The following is a 21,677-nucleotide window of genomic DNA, read 5'->3' on the forward strand; positions in this document are numbered from 1 at the left end:
TTTTCCTCCTTTTTAATTCTTTCTTTTAAAGGTCTTTTAAAACCTTTTTAAAATGGGAACCCGGCTCATTCATAATTTTAATTCATTTTTAATAAAATCTTCAAGAACTTTCAAACTTCTATTTGCAACAAACTCCATTTTTTTTCTCTTATTTTTTATTTTAGGAATATCAGGAAATAGGGAGAGATTAATGTTCATCGGTGAGAACCTTTTTGGATCTGATGATGTTACATAGTTAATAAGAGCACCTATTGCTGTTTCTTTTGGAAAAACAATTGTTTTTCCTGTTCTTTTATATAAAAAAGCATTTATACCTGCTACAAGACCACCTGCTACTGCCTCAGTATAGCCCTCTGTTCCTGAAATTTGACCTGCAAAAAATATTCTTCTTTCTTTTTTTAAACTTAAATCAGGATTTAAAAGTGCAGGACCTAAAATATAGGAATTTCTGTGAACTGCCCCATATCTTAAAAACTCAGCTTTTTCCAATCCTGGAATCAGCCTGAAAACCCTTTCCTGTTCTTTAATTTTTAACTGTGTCTGAAATCCTACAAGAGAAAAGGCAGAACCTTCCATATCTTCCCTTCTTAACTGCACACAGGCAAAAGGAGTTTTACCGGTTTTAGGGTCTTTAATTCCATCCGGTCTTAAGGGTCCAAACCTTAAGGTATCAAATCCCCTTTTGGCCATCTCTTCAATTGGTAAACAACCCTCAAAAAATTTTATTTCTTTTTCAAAATCATGAACCCTTGCAATTTCAGCATTAGTTAGCTCCTTCCAGAATAGTGTATATTCTTTTTCATTCATTACTGAATTTAAATATCCTTCATCCTCTACTCCGTGTCTGTCTTTAAAGAATAATTTTTTCATATCAAGGGAATCTGCGGAAACAATTGGTGAAAGAGCATCATAAAAATAAAAGAAATCTGATCCCGTTATTCTTTTTATCTCCTCCGCAAGTTCCCCTTCTGTTAACGGACCTGTTGCTATTATAACAATTCCGTCATCAGGTATATTTTTGACCTCTTCCCTTATAACTTCTATATTGGGATAATTTTCAATTATTTCTGTTAGATATTTTGAGAATTTTTCTCTATCAACAGTTAATGCCTTTCCCCCTGGTAGTGAGAATTTAAAAGCGCTCTCCATTACAATTGAACCGAGTCTTTTTAGTTCTTCTTTTAAAAGACCGTGGGGATGAATTAATTCTTTTGATTTAAAGGAATTGGAACACACAAGTTCAGCCAAAAATCCTGTTTTGTGTGCAGGAGTATGTGAGAAAGGTCTTTTTTCATAAAGTATAACCTTTTCTCCCCTTTTAGCTATCTGCCAAGCTGCCTCAACTCCAGCTAATCCTCCTCCTATTACATAAATTCTATCACTCATCAGTTATAAAATTATCTATAAGTTTCTTTGGCACCTCCTCAAAAAATTCATTTGTTTTTGGTAAGTTTTTAAAATTGTTTGAAATTTTCATTCTGCTTGTTAGACAAAAGGAGGGAACTTTAAAATGGTTACCAATCAAAACAAGGGAATAGGTTCCAACTTTGTTAATTATCTTATCTTCGTAAACAGCGTCTGCTCCAAAGATTATAGCATTTAATTTGTCTATAATTTTTGTGACATAAAGATCAGGAATTAAATCAGTTTGAAAATCTGCTTTTTTTAGTTCTTTCTCAGCTAATCTTCCTTCATCTCCTGGTCTTGATTCTGTGCAGTATATAAAGGGGTTAAAGTTCTTATCCATTTTCTTTATTTCTCTTAGAACTTTAATAACAGTTGAGCTTCTTGAATGGAGTAAAATACTTTTTTTATCCTTTAAAAGTGGGTAAACCTTTTCAGAAATTTTTTTTGGAGCTTCTTCTACTTTTCTTGTTAAGTCAATAAGAAAATCTTTTAATTTATCTTCAGGAATTTTAACTGTTTCTTCCATCAGTTTATAGAAAACAGCCATTGAAGGGTGTGCTTCAATGATTTTGGATACGGCTTTTAAAAATTCTTCTTTTTCAATTTTTTTTCTCGAAGTTAATACTCCCTTTAAAAAAGTAAGAAGAAGCTCCTCACTTCCTGATTTAAAGTCTTTTAAAACTTTGTAAACGATAGATTCCATAGATAAATAAAAGCGGGGGACGGGACTTGAACCCGCAACCATCGGCTTGGAAGGCCGATGCTCTGCCTATTGAGCTACCCCCGCTTCTAATGGGAGGGGAAGGATTCGAACCTTCGTAGGCGTAAAGCCAGCGGGTTTACAGCCCGCCCCCTTTGTCCGCTTGGGTACCCTCCCATAAAAAGCCGGGGGAGGGATTTGAACCCACGGCCTGCTGATTACAAATCAGCTGCTCTACCACTGAGCTACCCCGGCCTGTTTATATTATAAAGTTATATTTTAAAATTTTTCAAGATAATGTTCGATATATAATTATTCAAGAAGTGAAATTTTACCGATGTATAGATTTTTTAGTGCGATTTAAAATTGTAGATACCATATGATTAAATAAAATTATGGGGATAAAAAAACATCCTTAAAGAATTTTTGCGCACCCTAAAGGGTGAGGCTACCATAAAATTATAGAATATGAGAATAAATGTTAAAAATTTTAAAAAAATTGTAGGCGCAGGTTTTAGCCTTCGAAATACAACCAGAGAATTAATTTAATGCACCCTGAAGGGTGCGCAAAAATTCACTTTAAGATTAAAATATGAAAAAGAAAAAAAGTTTAAAAAATAATGATAGAGAGGAAAAATTGAGGGAAGTTATTAAATTTTTTGAAAAATAGGCAACAAAGTAACGAAAGATGCTCTTTAAAGTTGAAAGATTTAAAGAGGAATATACAAGAACATTTTGTAGTAGGAACTTTTGAAGATCTTATTGAGCCAGAAAATTTCAATATTTTCATGGTATTCTACATTTCTTTGACAATTTTTTTCTTTTTTTGATAAAATTAAATTTCTTTTAATACAGGGAGTTTTTAAATGTTTTTGTGGTTCTTTTTTATAATTTTTTCACAAGGAGAAGTGTTAAAAATAGAAAGAGTTCTGAATAAAAATTCAAAACCGGAAGAAAGGATTGAGATTGCTAAAAAATATAAGGATGTTGATATAGAGGTAAAGGAGCCGTTAAAAATTTTAATAAAGACAAATAAGGGTGAAATTCTTTGCGAGCTCTATCCTCAATATGCTCCTAAAACTGTTAAAAATTTTGTAAAACTCTCAAAACTCGGATTTTATGATGGACTCATCTTTCACAGATATGTTCCTGATTTTGTTATTCAGGGAGGCGATCCTTATGGAACGGGTTACGGGGATGCAGGATATAATATTCCATTAGAGGTTAATGAAAAGGCAAGGCATATAGAAGGGGCACTTGGTATTGCAAGGGCTCAGGAGCCAAATTCTGGTTCATGCCAGTTTTATATTACTTTAAAAGAAACTCCGCATCTTGATGGAAATTATACGGTTTTTGGGAAAGTTATAAAGGGAATGGATGTTGTTAAAAAATTGAGGAAAGGTGATATAATTAAAAAAATAGAAATAATTGAGAAAAAAACAAAAGAAAAATAAATGGGTAATTTTAGCATAAATGTTCATGGTGGAGCAGGAAAGCACAGAGAGAAAAAACAAAAGAAGAAGTGATAAAGGCACGTAAGGAAAGATATTAGATTTTAGAAAAAAGTTATTCTCCAAAATTAGACCTCTCTATATAAGTTTCTTTTCTGACACATTCGTGGTATAAAAAATTTTCTTTATTTTCTTCTTCAAAGTAATATCTTTTAATTTTTTCCTTATAAAATTTTTCAGTAGAGTTTAAGTTCCTTCGCTTTAAAATTTATTCAATATTCAAAATTTTTATTGTTTCTGTTTTTTCTCCAAAATTTACTTTTAAAAAGTAGATATTTTTATTTATCTCGTTCTTTTTAAATTCAATTCGGTGCATTCCCTTTTGAATAGTTCCATATTCTCTTTTTTCAATTAATGAACCATTTTCACTATAAAAACTCAAAGATAAATCAGATGGATCTTTAATATCAAAAACTAAAACAAGGGACTTTGGATTTTGTAAGACATAGAGACCATTATCTTCAAAAGGAAATCTTTTAGATAAAAATTTCTCTTCACCAATTAAACCAACTCCAAACTTTAAAATATATGCATCGACACCTCCTGCAAATCCTTGAGAATATGCGCCACCACCAGGATTATAGGTTGGGAAATTTGTTGACCAAGTCACTCCTGTTAAAAATATATTACCTGAGGTATCTGTTGTAATTGAATAGCCATAATCATAATCATTTCCTCCGTAGTATGTTGCCCATTGCCTTTCACCAGAATTTGTAAACTTTAAAATAAATACATCATACACTCCTGCAATTTGTCCCTGAAAGTAACCACCACCTGGATCATAGATTGGGAAATCTGCTGACCAAGTGTATCCTGTTACAAATATATTACCTGAGCCATCTGTTGTAATTGATCTGCCATCATCATGACTATTTCCTCCGTAGTATGTTGCCCATTGCCTTTCACCAGAATTTGTAAACTTTAAAATAAATACATCATACCATCCTGCCCATGTTTCCTGAAAATATGCACCACCACCTGGATTATAGATTGGAAAATTTGTTGACCAAGTTGCTCCTGTTACAAATATATTACCTGAGCCATCTGTTGTAATTGAATAGCCATAATCATAATCATTTCCTCCGTAGAATGTTGCCCATTGCCTTACACCTGAATTTGTAAACTTTAAAATAAATACATCCGAAAAACCTTGATTTGATGCCTGAAAATATGCACCACCACCTGGATTATACGTTGGGAAGTTTGTTGAAGAAGTCCCTCCTGTTATAAATATATTACCTGAGCCATCTGTTGTAATTGAAAAGCCCAAATCAATAAAATTTCCTCCGTAGTATGTTGCCCATTGCCTTACACCAGAATTTGTAAACTTTAAAATAAATATATCCTCATACCCTGCATCTCCCTGAAAATATGCACCACCACCTGGATCATAGGTTGGGAAATTTGTTGACATAGTGTATCCTGTTACAAATATATTACCCGAGCCATCTGTTGTAATTGATCTGCCATAATCATGACTATTTCCTCCGTAGAATGTTGCCCATTGCAGGACACCAGAATTTGTAAACTTTAAAATAAATACATCATAACCTCCTGCATTTGTTCCCTGAAAATATGCACCACCACCTGGATCATAGATTGGGAAATTTGTTGACATAGTGTGTCCTGTTAAAAATATATTACCTGAGCCATCTGTTGTAATTGAAATGCCATAATCCTTATTATTTCCTCCGTAGAATGTTGCCCATTGCCTTACACCTGAATTTGTAAACTTTAGAATCACAGCATCAGTGCTATCATTAAAAGACCCATCAAAATAAGCGCCACCACCCGGATTACGTGTTGGGAAATTTGGTGACAAAGTCCATCCAGTTACAAATATATTAGCCCCATCTGTTGTAATTGAATAGCCATAATCATCACGGCTTCCTCCGTAGTATGTTGCCCATAAAAGTGAAAGGGGTGGATCAATAATTAAGGGTTCTTCCATAAGATAGTCTTTAACATCAAAAGAAATTGTTTTATCATTATTAATTCTGTAAGAAACATCCACAAGATTTTTTCCCCCTTTTTCTCCTTCATAAGAAAAAATAGGTCCTTCCAGTATATCTCCAACAGGTGTCCTAAAAATAATCTCCTTATTCCCTTCTTTAATCTCATAATCAGCCCATTTAAATTTCATCTTCACCACGTTTATATCAGCGTAAGGCTGAACAATAAACTCATGATGCATCTTCCCATCCTCATATTTCCATACCCAATCCACACCAGGATAAATTTCTTTTATTTTCACTTTTCTATAAGTTATAACACCAAGAATTCCATCAGGACAGGATGAAAGATAATAGTTTGTATAACCTGGTAAAGGGTCTTCAAATTCTATATTTTCTTCTTTTATATTTGCATTTAAAAGGTCAACATCAATCCTTGCATATTTATCTTTTGAATAAATTACATAAGAAGCTCCTTTTTCTGTTATGAATATACCAAATCCAGGAAGTTTTGCCCTTAAAAGAACCTCTTTTGCAAATTCTCCTTCCAAATTCTGGGTTTGACCAAGATTTTTTTCAAATCCTATATAATCAGTCGTCCAGCTTTTCACCATTTTTTCCGGAATAACAGATTGATTACCTTCAAAGGCATAAAGCCCTATTAACGTTAAGAGCATTGCAACCATTTTTTTCATTTATAACCTCCTTTTTGGTTTAATTTTAAATTTGAAATAATTTTTATATTATATTAAAAAAAAAGTTTTTGTCAAGTTAATGTAGAATACCATGAAAATATTGAATTTTTCTGGCTCAATAAGATTGCAAGGAGTGCCTACTTCAAAATGTTCTTATATAGTCTTCTTTAAAGCTTTCACCATAACCATATAGGCGCTCTTGATTTAGGAATAAAAGATTCTATTTTACCTTGCGATTCACTAAATCTCTTTTTCCATAAATATTAGATATTGAGGAATGTTAAAATTTTAATAATTTTTTTAAAGCACTAAAAGACCCGGTTCAGTATCTTTCTCAGTTGTTAAAATAGTAATTTTTCCACTTTTATCCTCAACTGCTAAAAGCATCCCCTCTGAAATTACCCCCTTTATTTTCCTCGGTTCTAAATTTGAAACTATTATAACATTCTTTCCCTTTAATTCTTCCTTACTGTAACTTTCCTTTATACCTGCAACAATTGTTCTTACCCTATCTCCTGTATCTACCTCAAGTTTATATAACTTATCTGCTCCCTTTATATCATAAACTTCGAGGACTTTTCCAACAACAAGTTTTACCTTTCTGAATTCTTCATATGTTATAAATTCCTCCTTTTCCTCACTAATAACCTCTTTTTCAACTTTTTCTTTAATTCTTGGAAATAAAATAGGTGGTGTTTTTAAAATTTCACCTTCCTCTAAATGTATCTCTTTAATTTCATCCCAAGAAGGTTCTTTTAAATTAAAGGAATCTCTCAAAACTTTCATTGTTAATGGTAAAAATGGATACAAAAGCGAAGATAAAAGTTTTATTGCTTTAAGTGAATTGTAAATTACTTTCCCTCCAGAAACTTTATCCCCTTTTAAAACATCCCATGGTTTAGAGAAGTCTATGTATCTATTTACTTCCTGACTTATTTCTATTATCTCCTGTAAGGCCTGTCTGAATTTGAAATTTTCAAAATATTCTTCAATTCTTATAATTTTTTCCCTTACAATACTCCACAATCTATTTTCCCTTTCTCCCTCCTTTCCTTTTTGTGGAACCCTGTTATTAAAATATTTTTCAAATAATTTAAAAATCCTTGAAACAAGGTTTCCTATATCATTTGCAAGATAAGTATCACAATCCCTTTCAAAATCATTAACTATGAAATCTGAGTCCTTTGTTTCAGGTAAAACCCTTGAAATTCCAAATCTTATGTAATCAGGATGATATTTCTTTAAAAAATCATCAAGCCATAAAGCAGCTCCCCTTGAAGTGGACATTTTACCACCTTTCATTAGTAAATACTGATTTGCAGGTATCTCTGAGGGAAGAATGAATTCACCATGAGCAATAAGCATTGCTGGCCATATTACAGCATGAAAAACAATGTTATCCTTACCAAGAAAATGAACGAGTTTGGTATCACTATTTTTCCACCATTCCTCCCAGTTTTCAAAATTTTTCTCTGCCCATTCCTGAGTAATAGATATGTAACCAATAGGAGCATCAAACCAGACATATAAAACTTTTTCTTTAGCTTCCTCAAGGGGAACAGGAACACCCCAGGATAAATCCCTTGTTATTGAACGTGCCTTTAAACCCTCCCTTACCCAGGATAAAGCAAAATTTCTAACAAAATCCTTCCAGTTTTCCTTTTTCTCTAACCATTTTTCAAGTTCATTTTTTAATTTTGGTAATAAAAAGTAATAATTAAAGGTATCTTTTAAATAAGGAGTTCCACCACATATTTTACATTTTGGTTCAAGGAGTTCAAAGGTTTCAAGCCATCTTCCACATGTTTCGCACTGATCACCTCTTGCTCCTTCTGATTTGCAATAGGGACATATTCCTTCAATGTATCTATCCGGTAAAAATCTTTTACAGTTTTCACAATAATAATTTTTTTCTTCCCTTTTTTCTATATACCCTTTTTCATAAATTTTTAAGAAAAAATTCTGAGAAAGAGTTTTATGGTGTTCTCTTGTAGTCCTACCAAAGTAATCAAAGGAGATAGAAAGTTTTTCAAAAGAATTTTTTATTACCTCATAATAGTAATCAACAAGTTCGCGTGGAGTTTTTTTCTCTTTTTCAGCACTTATAGTGATCGGAACACCATGTTCATCAGTCCCACATATATGAATTACTTTTTTATTTTTCATTCTCAAATACCTTACATATATATCAGCGGGTAAATAACATCCTGCAATATGTCCTAAATGAAGCGGGCCATTAGCATAGGGTAAAGCAGATGTTACAAGTATTTTTTCCATGAGATAATTATAAAGGAAAAAAAATTATAAGTTAAATTATACTAACAGAACTAAAATGATTAAGGGAAAAGAAAGAATTATAATTTTCTGGTTAAGTCAATTTATCTCAGCAGTGGGAGATAATCTCTTTTTTGCCTCTCTTTTATTTCTTATTCTCTTAATTGAAAAAGAAAAAGCATCCTTTAAAGCAGGAATAACAAGTTTTTCTGAAACTTTGCCCTATTTAATTTTTGGTATTTTTGCTGGATTCCTTGTTGATAGATTTAAAAAAAAGAAAGTTATGATATATTCTGACTTTTTAAGGGCACTTATTTTATTTTTGGTTCCTTTACTTTATAAGAATAATCTTTTAAATTTTATCACTTTGTCAATTTCCGCTTTTTTGCTTTCAAGTTTTTCAAGCTTTTTCTTTCCTGCAAGAGATTCCGTTATTCCAAAGATTGCTGAAGGAAAAACTCTTTTAAGGATAAATGCTTTTATTCAGAGTTCAACACAGATTGCTCAGGTTATTGGAACCTTTTTGGCTGGATTTTTACTTACAATTTTAAAAGGTGACCCTGTTAATAAAATTCTTAATTTATTTTTAATTGACGGCATAACTTTTCTTATATCTTTCGCACTTATTGGAATTTTATTTATTCCTGAAGATAAAAAAACTAAAATTCCTCTTAAAAGTGATTTTATTGAAGGTTTAAAATTCATTTTAAAGGATAAACTTTTAAGAGGTCTTCTAATTCTTACTGCTCTTGATAATCTCTTTATTATGGGACCTGCTGTTGTTGGTGCAAATCTTTTAATAAAAAATTATTTTAATTTAAAAGCACATCACCTCGCTTACTTTCACTCCTTTTTATCCTTTGGATGGTTAGTTGGAACTATATTCATTGCTAAATACGGAATTTATTATAAAAAGGGACTTTTGCTTATATTCGGAATATTTATGGATGGTATTACATACATCCCATTTATTTTTATAAAGAATTATTATCTTGCTCTTCTTATGATTTTAATTCATGGTTTCTTTATATCTTTTATAACTGTTCCAAGAACAACCCTCATACAGGAATATGTTCCTGAAAGGTTCATTGCAAGGGTTTTTTCAATGATTCAATTAACTGTTATAGGATTTATGGCTCTTTCTTCACTCTTAACAGGAATTTTAGGAGAATTTCTTTTGCCTCCTCTTCTTTTTTTAATAGGAGGTTCAGGGGGTGCTTTAACAGGTCTTTTTGCCTTTTTCTTTTTTAAAACACTTAAGAAAATTTAGCTTTTAATTTTTTTAAAAATTCTTCATCAAAAATACATACAGGATCTTCCTCAAGGTAATCACCTTTCATTGTGTAAGCTCTTGCTCTTGAACCACCGCACATATCTTTGAAATAACAAATACCACATTTACCCTTTAAAAGGTCTGTGTTTCTTAAATTCTTCAAAATTTCATGGTTTTTATAAACATAGGATAATTTATTTTCTTTAACATTTCCAAGTTTTAAAGGTAAAAAACCAGCAGGATAAATATCTCCCTTATAGGAAACAAAAATAACCCCATTACCATCTCTTACTCCTAAACCCATTTTTCTTGAATCCATCATTATTTCTTCAAATTTTTTCCCTTCTTCCATTTCCTTTAAAAAATAGAAGACCTTATAAAAAGGGGCTTCAGTTGTTGTTATATGAAAAGGTGCTTCCTTTGATTTTTCGTATAAAAATAAAAGTAAATTTTCAATTTCTCTTTTTGAAGGTAATTCAAGTTCAGCACCTCTCCCCACAGGTACGAGAAAAAAAATACTCCATCTATTAACAGGTGGTGAAAAGTTTTTTAAAAGAAGATAATAAATTTCCTTTATTCTATCTATAGTTTCCCTTGTGCAAGTTGTATTAACCTGGACTTTTATTGAAAGTTCCTTTGCATAATTTAAAACATTCATTGAATTTTCAAAAGTTCCATTAACACCCCTGAAGGAGTCCTGGGTGTTTTTATCCGGACCATCAAGGCTTATTCCAAGGGCATATATTGATAATTCCTTCATTTTCTTAATCTTTTCATAAGTGGCAAGGGGTGATGTGGTAGGTGTAACTGCAACTGGAAGTTTAATATTTTTTGCATAAAGAAGAAGTTCAAATAAGTCTTCTCTTTTTAAAGGGTCACCTCCTGAAATAACAAGATGAGAGCCCATATTTTTTATATCATCCATTAAATTTTTTACCTCTTCTGTTTTAAGTTCAAAGGGTGATCTTTCAGGTATTGCTTCTGCTCTGCAGTGTTTACATTTAAGGTCGCAGGCTATTGTTGACTCAAAATAAACATTTATAGGTTTTTCATATATAAATTTTTTCATCTTTTATTTTCCTCTTTTTTAAAAGTTTTTTCTTCTAAATATAAAATTCTCTGGGGATAGGGAATTTCAATTCCTTTACTTTCAAGTTCTCTTTTAATTTCTAAAAGCATTTTTTTCTTTGTTTCATACCAGGTCTTGGTAGGTGCCCAGAATCTTATTTTTATTTCAATTGAATTTCCACCCAAACTGGAAACAAAAACTTCTGGTTTTGGTTCCTTGAGAACAAATGTATTTTTTTGGAGTAAACTTTCAATAATGTTGATGGTTCTATCCGTATCCTCTTTATAACTTATTCCAATTCTATACTCAATTCTTCTTATAGAATTTTTATTAAAATTTGTTATGTTTGAAGTAAAAACCCTTTCATTCGGGATCCTGACATAAGGACCATCGTAAGTTTTGATTACTGTTGATATTATACTTATATCCTCTACAAAACCTGTTATTCCTTCTATTTCTACTTCGTCACCTATTTTAATGGGTTTTTCAAGTATAAGCAAAATTCCTGATAAGAGATTTGAAATAATTTTTTGGCTGGAAAAACCAATTGCAACGCTTAAAATTCCTCCTGCAACAAGAAGTCCAGAAATATTAAAACCTAAAAGAGGTAAAATAGAAATTATAACAATAATAAAAAGTCCATATTTAACAATTCTCTCAATTAAAATTAATTCCTGTTTTTCAAGTTTATTTTTCAGGATTTTTCTTATATTGAGATTTAAAATTTTTATAAAAATAGCTGTAACAAATATAATTAGAGCTGCAAGAATTAAATTAAAGACTTTTTCATTCATAGAAAATAATTATAAGGATTTTACGGAATTTTTTCCTTTAACGAGGGATAAAAATATGGAAATAAAAAGTATAAAAAGCACAAATAAAAGGGCAATACCTGTATGTATTTTATAAAATTCACTTATAAGCATTTTAATACCTATGAAAATGAGTATAATAGCGAGTCCCTTGTCAAGATATATGAATAAATTCATTAAATTCTCAAGTAAAAAATAAAAGGATCTGAGTCCGAGAATTGCACAAATATTTGATGTAAAAACTATAAAAGCATCTCTCGTTATTGCAAGTATGGCAGGAACAGAATCAACTGCGAATACAATATCTGTTGTTTCAATAGCAACAAGAACAATAAATAAAGGGGTTAACATAAATTTAGAATTAATTCTGACAAAAAATTTTTGGCCATGATAATTTGTGGTAAAAGGGAAAAATTTTTTAAAAAAAATTAAAACAGGATTTTTTTCTGGATGTATTTCTTCTTTTTTTCTTCTCATTAAATTTATTCCTGAAACAATTACAATAATACCAAGAACATAAATAAAAAAATGGAATTTTTTTAGTAAAGCAACACCTGTTAAAATAAAGAAAAGCCTCATAAAAATTGCTCCAAGAATTCCCCAGAATAAAACTCTGTGTCTATTTTCTTTTGGGACATTAAAATAATTAAAAATAAGAGCAAAAACAAAAATGTTATCAGCAGAAAGGGATAATTCAATAAGGTAACCTGTTAAGAATTCAAGGGCTTTTTGATTTCCCCATAATAAAAGAACGATAAAATTAATTAAAAGTGATATTGAAACCCAGAAGAGGCTGAAAAAAAGCGCTTCTTTAAAGGAGAGAATATGTGCTCTTCTGTGAAAAACCCCGAGGTCGACCATTAGTGCGAAAATAACAAAAGACAAAAAAATTATCCACACCCAAATACTTTCAGTCATGTTTTAAAATTAAGTTGATTATTTTACCTTATAAAATTTATTTTTTCAAACTTATTTTAAATATATAATTTTAGAATTTTTTCTTATTTGTTTATTTTTTATAAGAACAAAATAAATTCCTGATTTTAAACTTTTTTCAAGAGAGATTTTTGAACCCTTTATATCAAAAAGTTCCATTTCAGTGTTTGAAGGAAGTTTCTCTTTCATAATTAACAGATCTTTATCACCTTTTGATAATGTTTTAAATTTTATATCATACTTATCAGGAATTTCTTTTTCCTTTACATAAACAGGATGAGGCCACATTAGGGGCAGTAGAATATGTGATGGAAAAGTGCTATTCATATATACCGTATTTGTTGCCTCTACCTGGTTAGGATCATTTCTCATAAAGGGAGCACCTGTTTGTGGATTAACTTCAAATCTTGGATAATTTGTTGAAGAAATTACTATTCTAATTCTGTGATTTTTGTTGAATACATAAGCAGTGCTCCAAAGGGGAATATAAAATGTGTCAATTTGGTTAGGAATAAGTAGCTCTTCATTTTCAAAACCGTGTCTAAACCTTGCTTTTAAAATATTATCCTGTATAAGTATTGTTCTTCCGTCAGGGTAAACATCGGCTAATCTAATAGCAAAATCAGTGTCAAGGGCATCAGAAGAAGCATAGAGAACCATAACTGGTCTACCAACAACAGCATAGGAAGTGTCAAGTAAAGGACTTGTAAAAACTAAAACATCGCTTCTTGAGAGAATTGATGAAATATCCTTTGGACCGTAAGCATCACCAGGTATTCCTATAAACTCATTTCCACCGATTGTTGGAACAGGATCCCAGGGTCTTGAAATATAAGAGGAATAAGTATCACCTAAATCAGGTGGATTTAAGGTAAGGGAAAAATCAGAATGAAGATAAAATTTGTAGTATTTGACCCCTTTTGGTGGGAAGGTATCAGAGTAATACCATCTGTTAAATAAAGTTGTATCAGGGTAATTGACATCTCCCATTAAATAAAATTCAACCCTTGGTCCGAATATCAAAAAAGAGTCATCAGGGTCATTAATCTCTCCCTTTAAATAATAATCAAACCATGTGAACTGTAAGTTAGCTACTTTAAGGTTTGAAATCCAGTCTGCATTGCCTGGGAAAGTTAAATCTCCCTGAGTTTTTTGTCCAAAAGTCTGGTGTCCCCAAGGTCCTATTATAAGTTTCTGTTTTCCTCTTGCGAAGTTATTACCGAGAAAGTTTATTTTTTCAAAGGCTTCAATTTGTGACTCAAGGAATATATCAAACCAACCAGCAAAATGAAACATTGGATAAATTATTGAATCAAGACGGGTATTAAGATTAAGCTTTTTCCAGAGAGGATCATAAAAAGGGTGGTTACATACAGAGTCAATTAAAAAAGGTGTTCCTATACCGTTTAACCAGTTTTCAACAAGGGCTTTTCTGAATTCACCACCCGGAAAAGCAGCATAAAAATACATATTATGACAGGCAATCCAGGGTATAAGAGTTTTTAAATTTGGATGCACAACACCTGATAACATATATTGAGTTATTCCAAGTGCAGAAGGTCCAAAAGTTCCAATATTTCCGTTGCAGAAGGATTGGTTTTTAACCCATTCAACTAAATCGTATCCATCCCTCAATTCACCCCATCCATCGGTTAAGAAAACTGTCGGGAAACCTTGAGATCCCTGATAACCCCTTACACTTTGAATGACAAGAACATAATTAAAAATATCACATATGAGGGTTCTAAGTTCATTACTTAATATCTGATCTCTTGGATAAGGTGTTCTTGAAATTAAAACTGTCGAAGGCTCAGGAAAGTATTGATACCACCAGGGGTAACAGATTTCAGTTACAAGATTTACACCATCCCTCATTTGAACCATAACCGTGTCAACTGTATAGGAGAATAAATTTATTGATATTAATAATTTTGTTAATCCCATTTTGCCTCCTTACCAAATTATAAAGTATTCTATTTTATTATCTCCTTTAAAAACAGATTTTTTAATTTCAATAAAAGCTTTTTTAGAACCAAGAATTTTACCCATTTCCTCTATCCAGCCTGCAATCCTCTCTTCAAAATAAGGGTCCTTAAAAGGAACATCCTCTATTGAAATAATTCCTTCACTTTTTTCTTCGTCAATTTTAATAATCTTCAATTTCCCCATATTGGGATAATACATTTTATAAATGGTCTCACCCCTTCTTAATGCCCAGGGGATGCTTGCCAGTTTAAGTATAAATTTAAAAGCTCCCCTTACAGATTTTCTTGCAGAAAAAGCACCTAATTTTCTTGCAAATTCAGGTTTCCCCTCACCAAATGTTTCACATATTTTTCTGTTTATTTCAAGAAAAAGATTTCCATCATAACTTGCCGCATCCATCAAAGGAGCTTTAAGGAGTTTTCTTGAGCCCTCTGAAAGCACCTCTTGTAACTTATTAAACCCTTCTTCTCCAAAATTCTCTAATACAAACTCCCTAAGCCCCTTCAAAAGAATCCCTTTAACCTTCATCTCAGCCATAACTAATTTTAAATCTATTTAAAAAAATTTTCAAATAAAAGATATTTTCAAAAGAATTTCTCAAAACTTTATAAAAAATTTAAAAAAAACTTGCAAAAATATAAAATAAATGTTATAATTTATAAAATAAATTTTATAAATTTGGTTCAAATCCATTAAAAATATAAAAAAATTATGGAGGAGATAAAAAAAATTTTGAAGATGGTGGAAGAGGGTAAAATAAATGCTGATGATGGATACAGGTTGATAGAAGCAGTTCTTGAAGATGTATTTAAAAAAGGGAAAAAAGTGAAAATGTTTAAAATTTATGTTAAGGATGAAGAGGGTGATGAAGTGAATTTAAAGATTCCTGTATCCCTTTTAAAATTTGGTCTTAAATTTATACCAAAGGATAAAATAGAGGATTTAAAGGAAAAGGATATTGATCTTGAGGAGATTATTTCTTCCATTGATATTGATACTGAAGGTGAGATTGTTAATGTAAAAACTGAAGATGGGGATGTTGTGAAAATATGGATTGAATAGGAGGAAAAAATTATGAAAAGTGCTTTTATACTGATTTTCATAGGTCTTTTAATATGGTTTTTAAATCTTGGTTATTTATCTTTTTTTAAATGGTCAAGGGATTGGCCTCTTATAATAGTTTTTGTGGGAATTTATATGATAATTTCCTCTCTTGGAAAAAGAAATAGAATAAAAAAGTCAAAAAGAAGAAAAGTTTTAGAAATTCTTGAAAGATTGGAAAAGGGAGAAATAAATGTTGATGAAGCAAAAAAGGAAATTGAAGATTTATGAAAAAAAATATACTTACAAGGTGTCCTGTATGTAATTCAGAATTGAAAATAAAAAGATATTACTGTCCTGAATGTAAAACAGAAATAGAAGGAGATTTTTATTTTTCGCCTATACTTAATCTCAGTTCAAGTGATTTAGAATTTTTGATTTTATTTTTAAAAACAAGGGGAAATCTGTCGGAACTCGCAAAAGTAATGGGTGTATCTTATCCCACTGTAAGGACAAGATTTGAAGAGTTTCTGAAAAATATAGGAATTGAAAGTGAAAAGGAAGAGAAAAATAAGATATCAGAAATTCTTGATAGTCTCTATAAAGGTGAAATAAGTGTTGAACAGGCTATAGATAAAATAAAAGGAAAATAATTTCAGGCACCGAATTTTTCCAGTTTACCTGAAAGAGCTAGTAAAAGAGGCATTAATTTATAACCTTTTATTGTTCCAAGATAACCCTTTAAAACTTCCCTTTCATCAAATTTTTCGCATGGGTCAGGTTCCTGTGTTTTCGAATAAATAAGAAGGGGTGTTGGATGCCAGGAATGGCTCTTTAATACAGCAGGGGTTGAGTGATCTGCCGTAATTGCTATAACATCAAATCCAAGATCAACAATTTCAGGAATAAATTTATCAACTCTTTCAATTTCCTTAACTTTACCTTCAAAATCTCCATCTTCTCCCTTTTTATCTGTTTCCTTATAATGAAGGTATATAAAATCATAATCTTTAATTTTTTCTTTTAAAACTTTAATTGCTTCTTCAAATTTTGTTATTCCTTCAGGTGTATCCATTCCAACAAGTTTTGCAAGTCCTCTGTACATAGGATAATAGGCTATTCCACAGGCTTTTAATCCCCATTTTTCTTCAAAAGTTTCCCATTCAGGTAGGGAGGAAAATCCCCTTAAAAGAACAAAATTTGCTCTTTTTTCCCCTTTTAAAATTTCTTTTACTTTATTTAAAAAAGTTTCAATTACCCTTTTTGTTTTTTCTGCCTTTTTATCCCTTGGGATAAGTTCCTTAGGTTTTTTTCCCTCTTTAAGCGGGTCAGTATCATTTAATTCAGGAGAAATGTCCTCACCCCTTAAAATTAAAACAAATCTGTGTTCTTTTCCAGGATAAAGAATTACTTCAACATCTTCTATTTTTTTTATTTCACCTTTTATTTTTTCAACAAGTTTTTTTGATTCTTCGGTTTCAATTCTTCCTGCTCTTCTATCGGTAACAATTCCATTTTCATCTATGGTGCAAAAATTGCATCTTATTGCTACATCTTTCTTTTTAAGGTCAGCTCCAACTCCAAGTGCCTCTAAAACTCCTCTTCCAATCTGGTATTTAAATGGATTATAACCAAAGAGGGAAAGGTGTGCAGGTCCGCTACCCGGTGTTATTCCCCATTCAACGGGTAAAATTCTTCCACAGCTTGAATTTTTTGCCAGGTTATCAAGGTTAGGTTTTTTAGCGCATTCCATTTCAGTTTTTCCGTTTAATGGAAGTCCTGACATGCCATCAATAACAAAAAGTAGAATTTTTTTATTATTTTTTGAATAGATCTCTCTTATAATTTTCATAATTAATTATAAGATTTAATTAAAGGTAAATTCTGTTATAAAGACTTGATTATAAAAAAACCCCTAACTTACAAAATGAGAATTTTCTAACAGGGAGAGAGAACTTTTTTCTAAATTACCTTTTTTACCAAGGTATTGCTCTGAGGATTACTGTTCCTGTAAAGGTGCCTCCTTGAAAGTCTATCACAAGAGATGTGATTTTGGTTGTAGAATCATTCCACCAGCCAATATGATCACCCCGCAATTCTCTATCATCACCTACAGTAACATTATAATATGAATGGGTTCCTTGGTAAATTCTTGCTCTTCCGGTTTCTGCATAAAACATTCCCTCTATAAAAATATCCCCATCTGCATTCCAGTTGCTAAAACCCATAGTAATACCACCAGTATTTCTGATGTAAATATCAGAACCCCCTGTTCCCCCTACTTCCCAAAACCGATGGGATAGGTTTCGGAATCCGGTTGTTACCACATTACCATTTGGTCCGAGTCGAACGCTTCTGATAAGATTTTGTGTATAAAGTCTTCCAATTATAATAATATGGTAAATTTTATCAATATCTCCATCTAAGCCAAAGAAAGGGACAAGGGGTTCATTACTAACATTTTTAATTATTCCATATTTAATCTGACCATTAACATCAAGTTTTTGTTTTGGTGTGCTTGTTCCTATTCCAAGTCTTTCATTTGTATTATCCCACCATAAGTTGTTATTACCACCAATAGTATTTGTTCCTGTCCAGAATGCAATCTGTGTTGCAGAACCTGAACCGCTTATTGTTCCACCACTATTTTCATCTGTTGCTGGGACAAATGAAGCTCCATCCCATTTTAGAACTTGTCCTGTGCTTGGTGCGGATGTTATACTTATAGGCCAGGAATTTATATAGAGGGAACCTTGAATTCTTGAGTTACCAAGAACATCAAGTTTATATTGCGGTGAACTTGTTCCTATTCCAACATTATAATTTGGTAAAGGTGATACTGCTGTCCACAGATTTGTTCCGTTTTCATCCCATCCCCTTTGCCCTTCAATCCATCCTTGCTTAGGAAGTATTTCTTCCCTTTCAGGTGCCCTCTGGGGTGCTAAAAATATAATCCCTAAAAACAAAATTCCTATTATTTTTTTGTTTGATAAATTCATTTTAGCCCCCTTTTTATTTTCGGGAATTGAACCCTTTTATATTTATAAATAAAACTTTTAGTATTAGTATAAAAAATTTTCTCTTTCTTAAAGGAGTGCTGTTGATGATTACAGAATTCTTAAACACTTCTCTATCTTATAATAGTAATTTTCTTTGTTTTTTTAAATTTATTTCCTATTTCCATTTTTATGAAATATTCACCTGAAGGAACTAATAAGCCATTATTGTCTTCAAGTCCCCAGAATATTCTGTAAATACCTTTATTTTGTTCCTCATCCTTTATTTTTTTTACAATACTTCCCTTTTTGTCATAAACATAGATTTTTACATGTGCTTTTTCAGATAAGGAATAATATATTCTTGTGAAATCAGAGGCAGGGTTTGGTGCAATTTTTGTTAGGTCATTATAAATTTTAATTTTAGTTTCTTCAAGTTCTTTTCCAGCTCTTTCCTTTATACCAACCTGGTCTATATCAACAAGGAGCCATACAAAGCCATCTGTATCAGGACCACTTGTATAAAATCTTCTTATGTGATAGCCAGAGACTGCGTAGTTATTGATTTCAGTTAGTTTAAGCTTTGTTCTTAAAATATCGTAACTGTTTCCGAGGTTTGTGATTGCACTCAATGTGTAAAATCCATTTGCATCAGGACCTGAGGTGTTAAATCCAGAAAAGTATTCATTTTCAGGGAGTTGAGATGTTTCGTTAATTTGGAGTCCTTTAACTTTTGATGCAAGAATGTCACCTGTAGCAGTTCCACCACCAGAGAGGGATGCTACTGCCTGGAGAATGACCCATTCACCTGAAGTTGTTGTTGTGAACTGGATGAATTTCTGTAAATGGGTAGGTTCAAATTCCTGGACCTCTATCCCTTTTATTTTAGCACCAAATATTCCATTTGATGGAGGCTGTGAAAATAGAAATAATAAGATAAAATCTATCATATTACTTCCTTGTTTAAGAGAAGGATTCGAACCATATATTTTAATTATAAAAATTACTCAAAATTTTTACAATGAGATATTTAATAAAAAGAATTTTCAAAAAGGCTTTGGGTGCAATCCTATGGTATCGTTTGACTTTTTTCTATAATTACTTATAAAATAAGTTATGAACAAAATATATAAAATAAAAGTTATATTTTTCTTCTTTTTATATAGCGTTTTACATTCTGAAAAAATACTTGTTCTTCCCTGGAATTCTCTTGGAATAGATATTGAACCTACAAAAAATAAAGTCTTAACAAAACTGTTTGCAGGTGAGATCGCAAAATTGGGTAAATATCAGGTTATAGAAGGCACTGAGATTTGTGAGGATGTTGAATGTGCGATTGAAAAGGGTAAAGAAAAGGATGCTCAAATTGTTATTTTTGGCTCCATTAATGCACTTGAATTTGATAAATATTTTTTTGATTTAAAAGCTGTTCAGGTATCAAATGGAGAAGTATTTTATTTTACTCAATATCCTCTTGAATCTCTCGAAAATATAGATGTTGCCATTAAACTTCTTGCAAAATCTTTTGTTTTGGGAAAACAGGCAGAGGAGGTTGCTCTTGAGGAAGAGGGGGGCTGGAGAAGAAAGGCAAGGTTAGCTCCGAGTGTAAAAATTGGATATAATTACTTTGTAGGAAAAAATTCTTATAGAAAGGAACACACAGAAGATATCATAAAGAAAACAGGAGAACAGTTTGCAGAGCCACAGCCTCAAAGGGCTTTTAATCTTGATTTTGTTTTTACTTACTTTATGACAAATGTCCTAACAGTTGATTTTGATTTTAGATTTGAAATTTCTTACAGAGGTATCCAGATGATTGTTCCTGTTAACTATTTTTTCTATCAATCAAATTTTTCTCCCTTTGTCCAGGGTGGTGTTCTTTTTGGTTTCGGACCAACGAAAAAGGAAAGTGTTCATGACTTCTGGTCAAGCGAGAGGGACGGTTTTGGTTTTGTTCTTGGAGGAGGAATTTTATTCTTTCGTAAATATGATTTTAATTTGATATTTAATTCAAGATATACAATAATTTTCAACAAAATAAATGATCAAGGTATAAGTTTTGTTTTTGGAATCTTATGGGCTCCTACTGAAAAATATTAAAAATTATTCAAATGTAATTTCTGTTTTAATAGTCTTATCTGGTAAAAGAGGAAAATCTGCGGATAATTTTAAAAAAATTTTAAAATTTTTACTTTTTGCTATTTTTAATAGTTTTATTTTTTCAGGAAAATAAAATTCAGGAAAGATATAGATATTTTTATCATCTTTCTCAAATAATTTGTAATTTATTTCATAACTTCCTACATCTTCATTTCTTGAAATTAGTTCTCTAACTATGTAAGGATTCCTTATATTCACTTTATTTACCCATTCTATCTCAACTTTAAAGCTTCTTGCTTTTTCTTTATTAGTTATTGATAAATACATTTTTATTTCTCTTTCAGTTATAGAAAGTACTTCAAGATAAGCCCTAACCCCGTTATAAAGTGTCAAGATATTTTCTCTTAGTCTAAATTTTTCTTTTAAAGTATCATCAGAAAATAAAATTATAAATTTCTTTTTAAAAATTCCCTCCAAAACAATTCCTGAACCTTCTATAAAACCCTTTTCTTTTTCTAAACAGCCTAAAACTTTTCTTCTTTCAATTTCAAATTCAATTTGAGAAGTGTTATTAAATTCATATTTTTTATGTTCATTAATTCTGTATTTTGTTACAATATGTGAAGATTTACCTGAAGAAATAATGTATCTTTCTACGAAAATTTCACCACTTTTTAGTTTTAATTTGTTAATAGGTTTATTTAAAATAAGTTTAATCAAAAGTTTTTTATCTTTTTCTTCTGTTTCTATTTTTTTTATATTTTTAAAAAAATCGTCAAACCATTTTAAAGCTTTCTTTTTCTGTATTAGATTAAAAAAAACCAAAAGATCTAAAAAAAGGAAAAAAATTATAAAAAGAAAAATGATTAAAAAAGGGGCTCCAATTTCAAATTTTGCGAAAATTATATATATGATTAAGATCGTG

The 21,677-nt window shown here is 31.1% G+C and carries 19 protein-coding genes and 3 tRNA genes; 6 read left to right on the forward strand and 16 right to left on the reverse strand.

Going from position 1 to position 21,677, the window contains the following annotated elements; all coding sequences use genetic code 11:
• Window positions 1–69: 69 nt before the first annotated feature.
• The 5 genes from trmFO to ABIN73_02410 all read right to left on the reverse strand — a co-directional run bounded on the left by trmFO (window position 70) and on the right by ABIN73_02410 (window position 2,362).
• A complete protein-coding gene (gene trmFO, locus ABIN73_02390) occupies window positions 70–1,386 on the reverse strand; it encodes a methylenetetrahydrofolate--tRNA-(uracil(54)-C(5))-methyltransferase (FADH(2)-oxidizing) TrmFO (protein MEO0268574.1) in 1,317 nt (438 codons plus the stop codon).
• Window positions 1,379–2,110 carry a hypothetical protein gene (locus ABIN73_02395; GenBank protein MEO0268575.1) on the reverse strand — a complete coding sequence of 244 codons (732 nt, stop codon included), beginning with the start codon at window positions 2,108–2,110 and terminating at the stop codon, window positions 1,379–1,381. The genes trmFO and ABIN73_02395 overlap by 8 nt, the downstream gene beginning before the upstream one ends.
• Window positions 2,111–2,121: 11 nt before the next feature.
• Window positions 2,122–2,194: transfer RNA gene (locus ABIN73_02400), tRNA-Gly, on the reverse strand.
• Window positions 2,195–2,200: 6 nt separating this feature from the next.
• Window positions 2,201–2,284: transfer RNA gene (locus ABIN73_02405), tRNA-Tyr, on the reverse strand.
• A 6-nt stretch (window positions 2,285–2,290) separates the two neighbouring features.
• A tRNA-Thr gene (locus tag ABIN73_02410) sits at window positions 2,291–2,362 on the reverse strand.
• 653 nt (window positions 2,363–3,015) lie between these two features.
• On the opposite strand from ABIN73_02410, the gene ABIN73_02415 reads away from it, so the two are divergent.
• Window positions 3,016–3,561: a peptidylprolyl isomerase gene (locus ABIN73_02415; protein ID MEO0268576.1), complete on the forward strand. Its 546-nt coding sequence runs from the start codon at window positions 3,016–3,018 to the stop codon at window positions 3,559–3,561.
• 265 nt (window positions 3,562–3,826) lie between these two features.
• On the opposite strand, the gene ABIN73_02420 is transcribed toward ABIN73_02415, so the two are convergent.
• Complete coding sequence (locus tag ABIN73_02420; protein MEO0268577.1) at window positions 3,827–6,265, reverse strand: SBBP repeat-containing protein; 2,439 nt, start codon at window positions 6,263–6,265, stop codon at window positions 3,827–3,829.
• A gap of 300 nt (window positions 6,266–6,565) precedes the next feature.
• Window positions 6,566–8,542, reverse strand: a complete 1,977-nt coding sequence (gene metG, locus ABIN73_02425; GenBank protein MEO0268578.1) for a methionine--tRNA ligase — start codon at window positions 8,540–8,542, stop codon at window positions 6,566–6,568.
• A 55-nt stretch (window positions 8,543–8,597) separates the two neighbouring features.
• Here metG and ABIN73_02430 point away from each other — a divergent pair, with 55 nt between their 5' ends.
• Window positions 8,598–9,809, forward strand: coding sequence for an MFS transporter (locus ABIN73_02430; protein ID MEO0268579.1), 1,212 nt, complete (start codon window positions 8,598–8,600; stop codon window positions 9,807–9,809).
• Here the strand turns inward: ABIN73_02430 and ABIN73_02435 are convergent.
• From ABIN73_02435 to ABIN73_02455, 5 genes are read right to left on the reverse strand one after another with little or no spacing between them, the layout of a single operon-like run.
• A complete protein-coding gene (locus tag ABIN73_02435) occupies window positions 9,796–10,881 on the reverse strand; it encodes a radical SAM protein (protein ID MEO0268580.1) in 1,086 nt (361 codons plus the stop codon). The genes ABIN73_02430 and ABIN73_02435 overlap by 14 nt on opposite strands.
• Complete coding sequence (locus ABIN73_02440) at window positions 10,878–11,675, reverse strand: mechanosensitive ion channel family protein (GenBank protein ID MEO0268581.1); 798 nt, start codon at window positions 11,673–11,675, stop codon at window positions 10,878–10,880. Before ABIN73_02440 ends, ABIN73_02435 begins: the two co-directional genes overlap by 4 nt.
• A gap of 9 nt (window positions 11,676–11,684) precedes the next feature.
• Window positions 11,685–12,611, reverse strand: a complete 927-nt coding sequence (locus ABIN73_02445; GenBank protein ID MEO0268582.1) for a TerC/Alx family metal homeostasis membrane protein — start codon at window positions 12,609–12,611, stop codon at window positions 11,685–11,687.
• Between the two features lie 51 nt (window positions 12,612–12,662).
• A complete protein-coding gene (locus ABIN73_02450) occupies window positions 12,663–14,573 on the reverse strand; it encodes a CocE/NonD family hydrolase (GenBank protein MEO0268583.1) in 1,911 nt (636 codons plus the stop codon).
• A 9-nt stretch (window positions 14,574–14,582) separates the two neighbouring features.
• A complete protein-coding gene (locus tag ABIN73_02455) occupies window positions 14,583–15,152 on the reverse strand; it encodes a hypothetical protein (GenBank protein ID MEO0268584.1) in 570 nt (189 codons plus the stop codon).
• A gap of 174 nt (window positions 15,153–15,326) precedes the next feature.
• On the opposite strand from ABIN73_02455, the gene ABIN73_02460 reads away from it, so the two are divergent.
• The 3 genes from ABIN73_02460 to ABIN73_02470 are packed head-to-tail and all read left to right on the forward strand — an operon-like array spanning window position 15,327 to window position 16,309.
• Window positions 15,327–15,677 carry a hypothetical protein gene (locus ABIN73_02460; GenBank protein ID MEO0268585.1) on the forward strand — a complete coding sequence of 117 codons (351 nt, stop codon included), beginning with the start codon at window positions 15,327–15,329 and terminating at the stop codon, window positions 15,675–15,677.
• 12 nt (window positions 15,678–15,689) lie between these two features.
• Window positions 15,690–15,947: a DUF5668 domain-containing protein gene (locus tag ABIN73_02465; protein ID MEO0268586.1), complete on the forward strand. Its 258-nt coding sequence runs from the start codon at window positions 15,690–15,692 to the stop codon at window positions 15,945–15,947.
• On the forward strand, window positions 15,944–16,309 hold the full coding sequence (locus ABIN73_02470) for a DUF2089 domain-containing protein (protein MEO0268587.1): 366 nt from the start codon (window positions 15,944–15,946) through the stop codon (window positions 16,307–16,309). Before ABIN73_02465 ends, ABIN73_02470 begins: the two co-directional genes overlap by 4 nt.
• Before the next feature lie 2 nt (window positions 16,310–16,311).
• Here ABIN73_02470 and ABIN73_02475 read toward each other — a convergent pair whose 3' ends face one another.
• From ABIN73_02475 to ABIN73_02485, 3 genes are all read right to left on the reverse strand, one after another.
• Window positions 16,312–17,508 carry a 2,3-bisphosphoglycerate-independent phosphoglycerate mutase gene (locus tag ABIN73_02475; protein MEO0268588.1) on the reverse strand — a complete coding sequence of 399 codons (1,197 nt, stop codon included), beginning with the start codon at window positions 17,506–17,508 and terminating at the stop codon, window positions 16,312–16,314.
• Window positions 17,509–17,632: 124 nt separating this feature from the next.
• A complete protein-coding gene (locus ABIN73_02480; GenBank protein MEO0268589.1) occupies window positions 17,633–18,655 on the reverse strand; it encodes a hypothetical protein in 1,023 nt (340 codons plus the stop codon).
• 131 nt (window positions 18,656–18,786) lie between these two features.
• Window positions 18,787–19,602 carry a FlgD immunoglobulin-like domain containing protein gene (locus ABIN73_02485; protein ID MEO0268590.1) on the reverse strand — a complete coding sequence of 272 codons (816 nt, stop codon included), beginning with the start codon at window positions 19,600–19,602 and terminating at the stop codon, window positions 18,787–18,789.
• Window positions 19,603–19,768: 166 nt separating this feature from the next.
• Between ABIN73_02485 and ABIN73_02490 the strand changes: the two genes are divergently transcribed.
• On the forward strand, window positions 19,769–20,752 hold the full coding sequence (locus tag ABIN73_02490) for a hypothetical protein (protein ID MEO0268591.1): 984 nt from the start codon (window positions 19,769–19,771) through the stop codon (window positions 20,750–20,752).
• A 3-nt stretch (window positions 20,753–20,755) separates the two neighbouring features.
• On the opposite strand, the gene ABIN73_02495 is transcribed toward ABIN73_02490, so the two are convergent.
• Window positions 20,756–21,577, reverse strand: a complete 822-nt coding sequence (locus ABIN73_02495) for a hypothetical protein (protein MEO0268592.1) — start codon at window positions 21,575–21,577, stop codon at window positions 20,756–20,758.
• Between the last annotated feature and the right edge of the window lie 100 nt (window positions 21,578–21,677).

The sequence above is a fragment of the candidate division WOR-3 bacterium genome (genome assembly GCA_039804025.1).
Taxonomy (GTDB): Bacteria; Hydrothermota; Hydrothermia; order Hydrothermales; family JAJRUZ01; genus JBCNVI01.

Bases quoted from the DNA above. Each gene is read 5' to 3' on its own strand.
- metG (MEO0268578.1), bottom strand. From the start codon at position 8,542: ATGGAAAAAATACTTGTAACATCTGCTTTACCCTATGCTAATGGCCCG.
- ABIN73_02440 (MEO0268581.1), bottom strand. From the start codon at position 11,675: ATGAATGAAAAAGTCTTTAATTTAATTCTTGCAGCTCTAATTATATTT.
- ABIN73_02450 (MEO0268583.1), bottom strand. From the start codon at position 14,573: ATGGGATTAACAAAATTATTAATATCAATAAATTTATTCTCCTATACA.
- ABIN73_02480 (MEO0268589.1), bottom strand. From the start codon at position 18,655: ATGAATTTATCAAACAAAAAAATAATAGGAATTTTGTTTTTAGGGATT.
- ABIN73_02455 (MEO0268584.1), bottom strand. From the start codon at position 15,152: ATGGCTGAGATGAAGGTTAAAGGGATTCTTTTGAAGGGGCTTAGGGAG.
- ABIN73_02435 (MEO0268580.1), bottom strand. From the start codon at position 10,881: ATGAAAAAATTTATATATGAAAAACCTATAAATGTTTATTTTGAGTCA.
- trmFO (MEO0268574.1), bottom strand. From the start codon at position 1,386: ATGAGTGATAGAATTTATGTAATAGGAGGAGGATTAGCTGGAGTTGAG.
- ABIN73_02475 (MEO0268588.1), bottom strand. From the start codon at position 17,508: ATGAAAATTATAAGAGAGATCTATTCAAAAAATAATAAAAAAATTCTA.
- ABIN73_02490 (MEO0268591.1), top strand. From the start codon at position 19,769: ATGAACAAAATATATAAAATAAAAGTTATATTTTTCTTCTTTTTATAT.
- ABIN73_02445 (MEO0268582.1), bottom strand. From the start codon at position 12,611: ATGACTGAAAGTATTTGGGTGTGGATAATTTTTTTGTCTTTTGTTATT.
- ABIN73_02420 (MEO0268577.1), bottom strand. From the start codon at position 6,265: ATGAAAAAAATGGTTGCAATGCTCTTAACGTTAATAGGGCTTTATGCC.
- ABIN73_02465 (MEO0268586.1), top strand. From the start codon at position 15,690: ATGAAAAGTGCTTTTATACTGATTTTCATAGGTCTTTTAATATGGTTT.
- ABIN73_02460 (MEO0268585.1), top strand. From the start codon at position 15,327: ATGGAGGAGATAAAAAAAATTTTGAAGATGGTGGAAGAGGGTAAAATA.
- ABIN73_02485 (MEO0268590.1), bottom strand. From the start codon at position 19,602: ATGATAGATTTTATCTTATTATTTCTATTTTCACAGCCTCCATCAAAT.
- ABIN73_02395 (MEO0268575.1), bottom strand. From the start codon at position 2,110: ATGGAATCTATCGTTTACAAAGTTTTAAAAGACTTTAAATCAGGAAGT.
- ABIN73_02470 (MEO0268587.1), top strand. From the start codon at position 15,944: ATGAAAAAAAATATACTTACAAGGTGTCCTGTATGTAATTCAGAATTG.
- ABIN73_02430 (MEO0268579.1), top strand. From the start codon at position 8,598: ATGATTAAGGGAAAAGAAAGAATTATAATTTTCTGGTTAAGTCAATTT.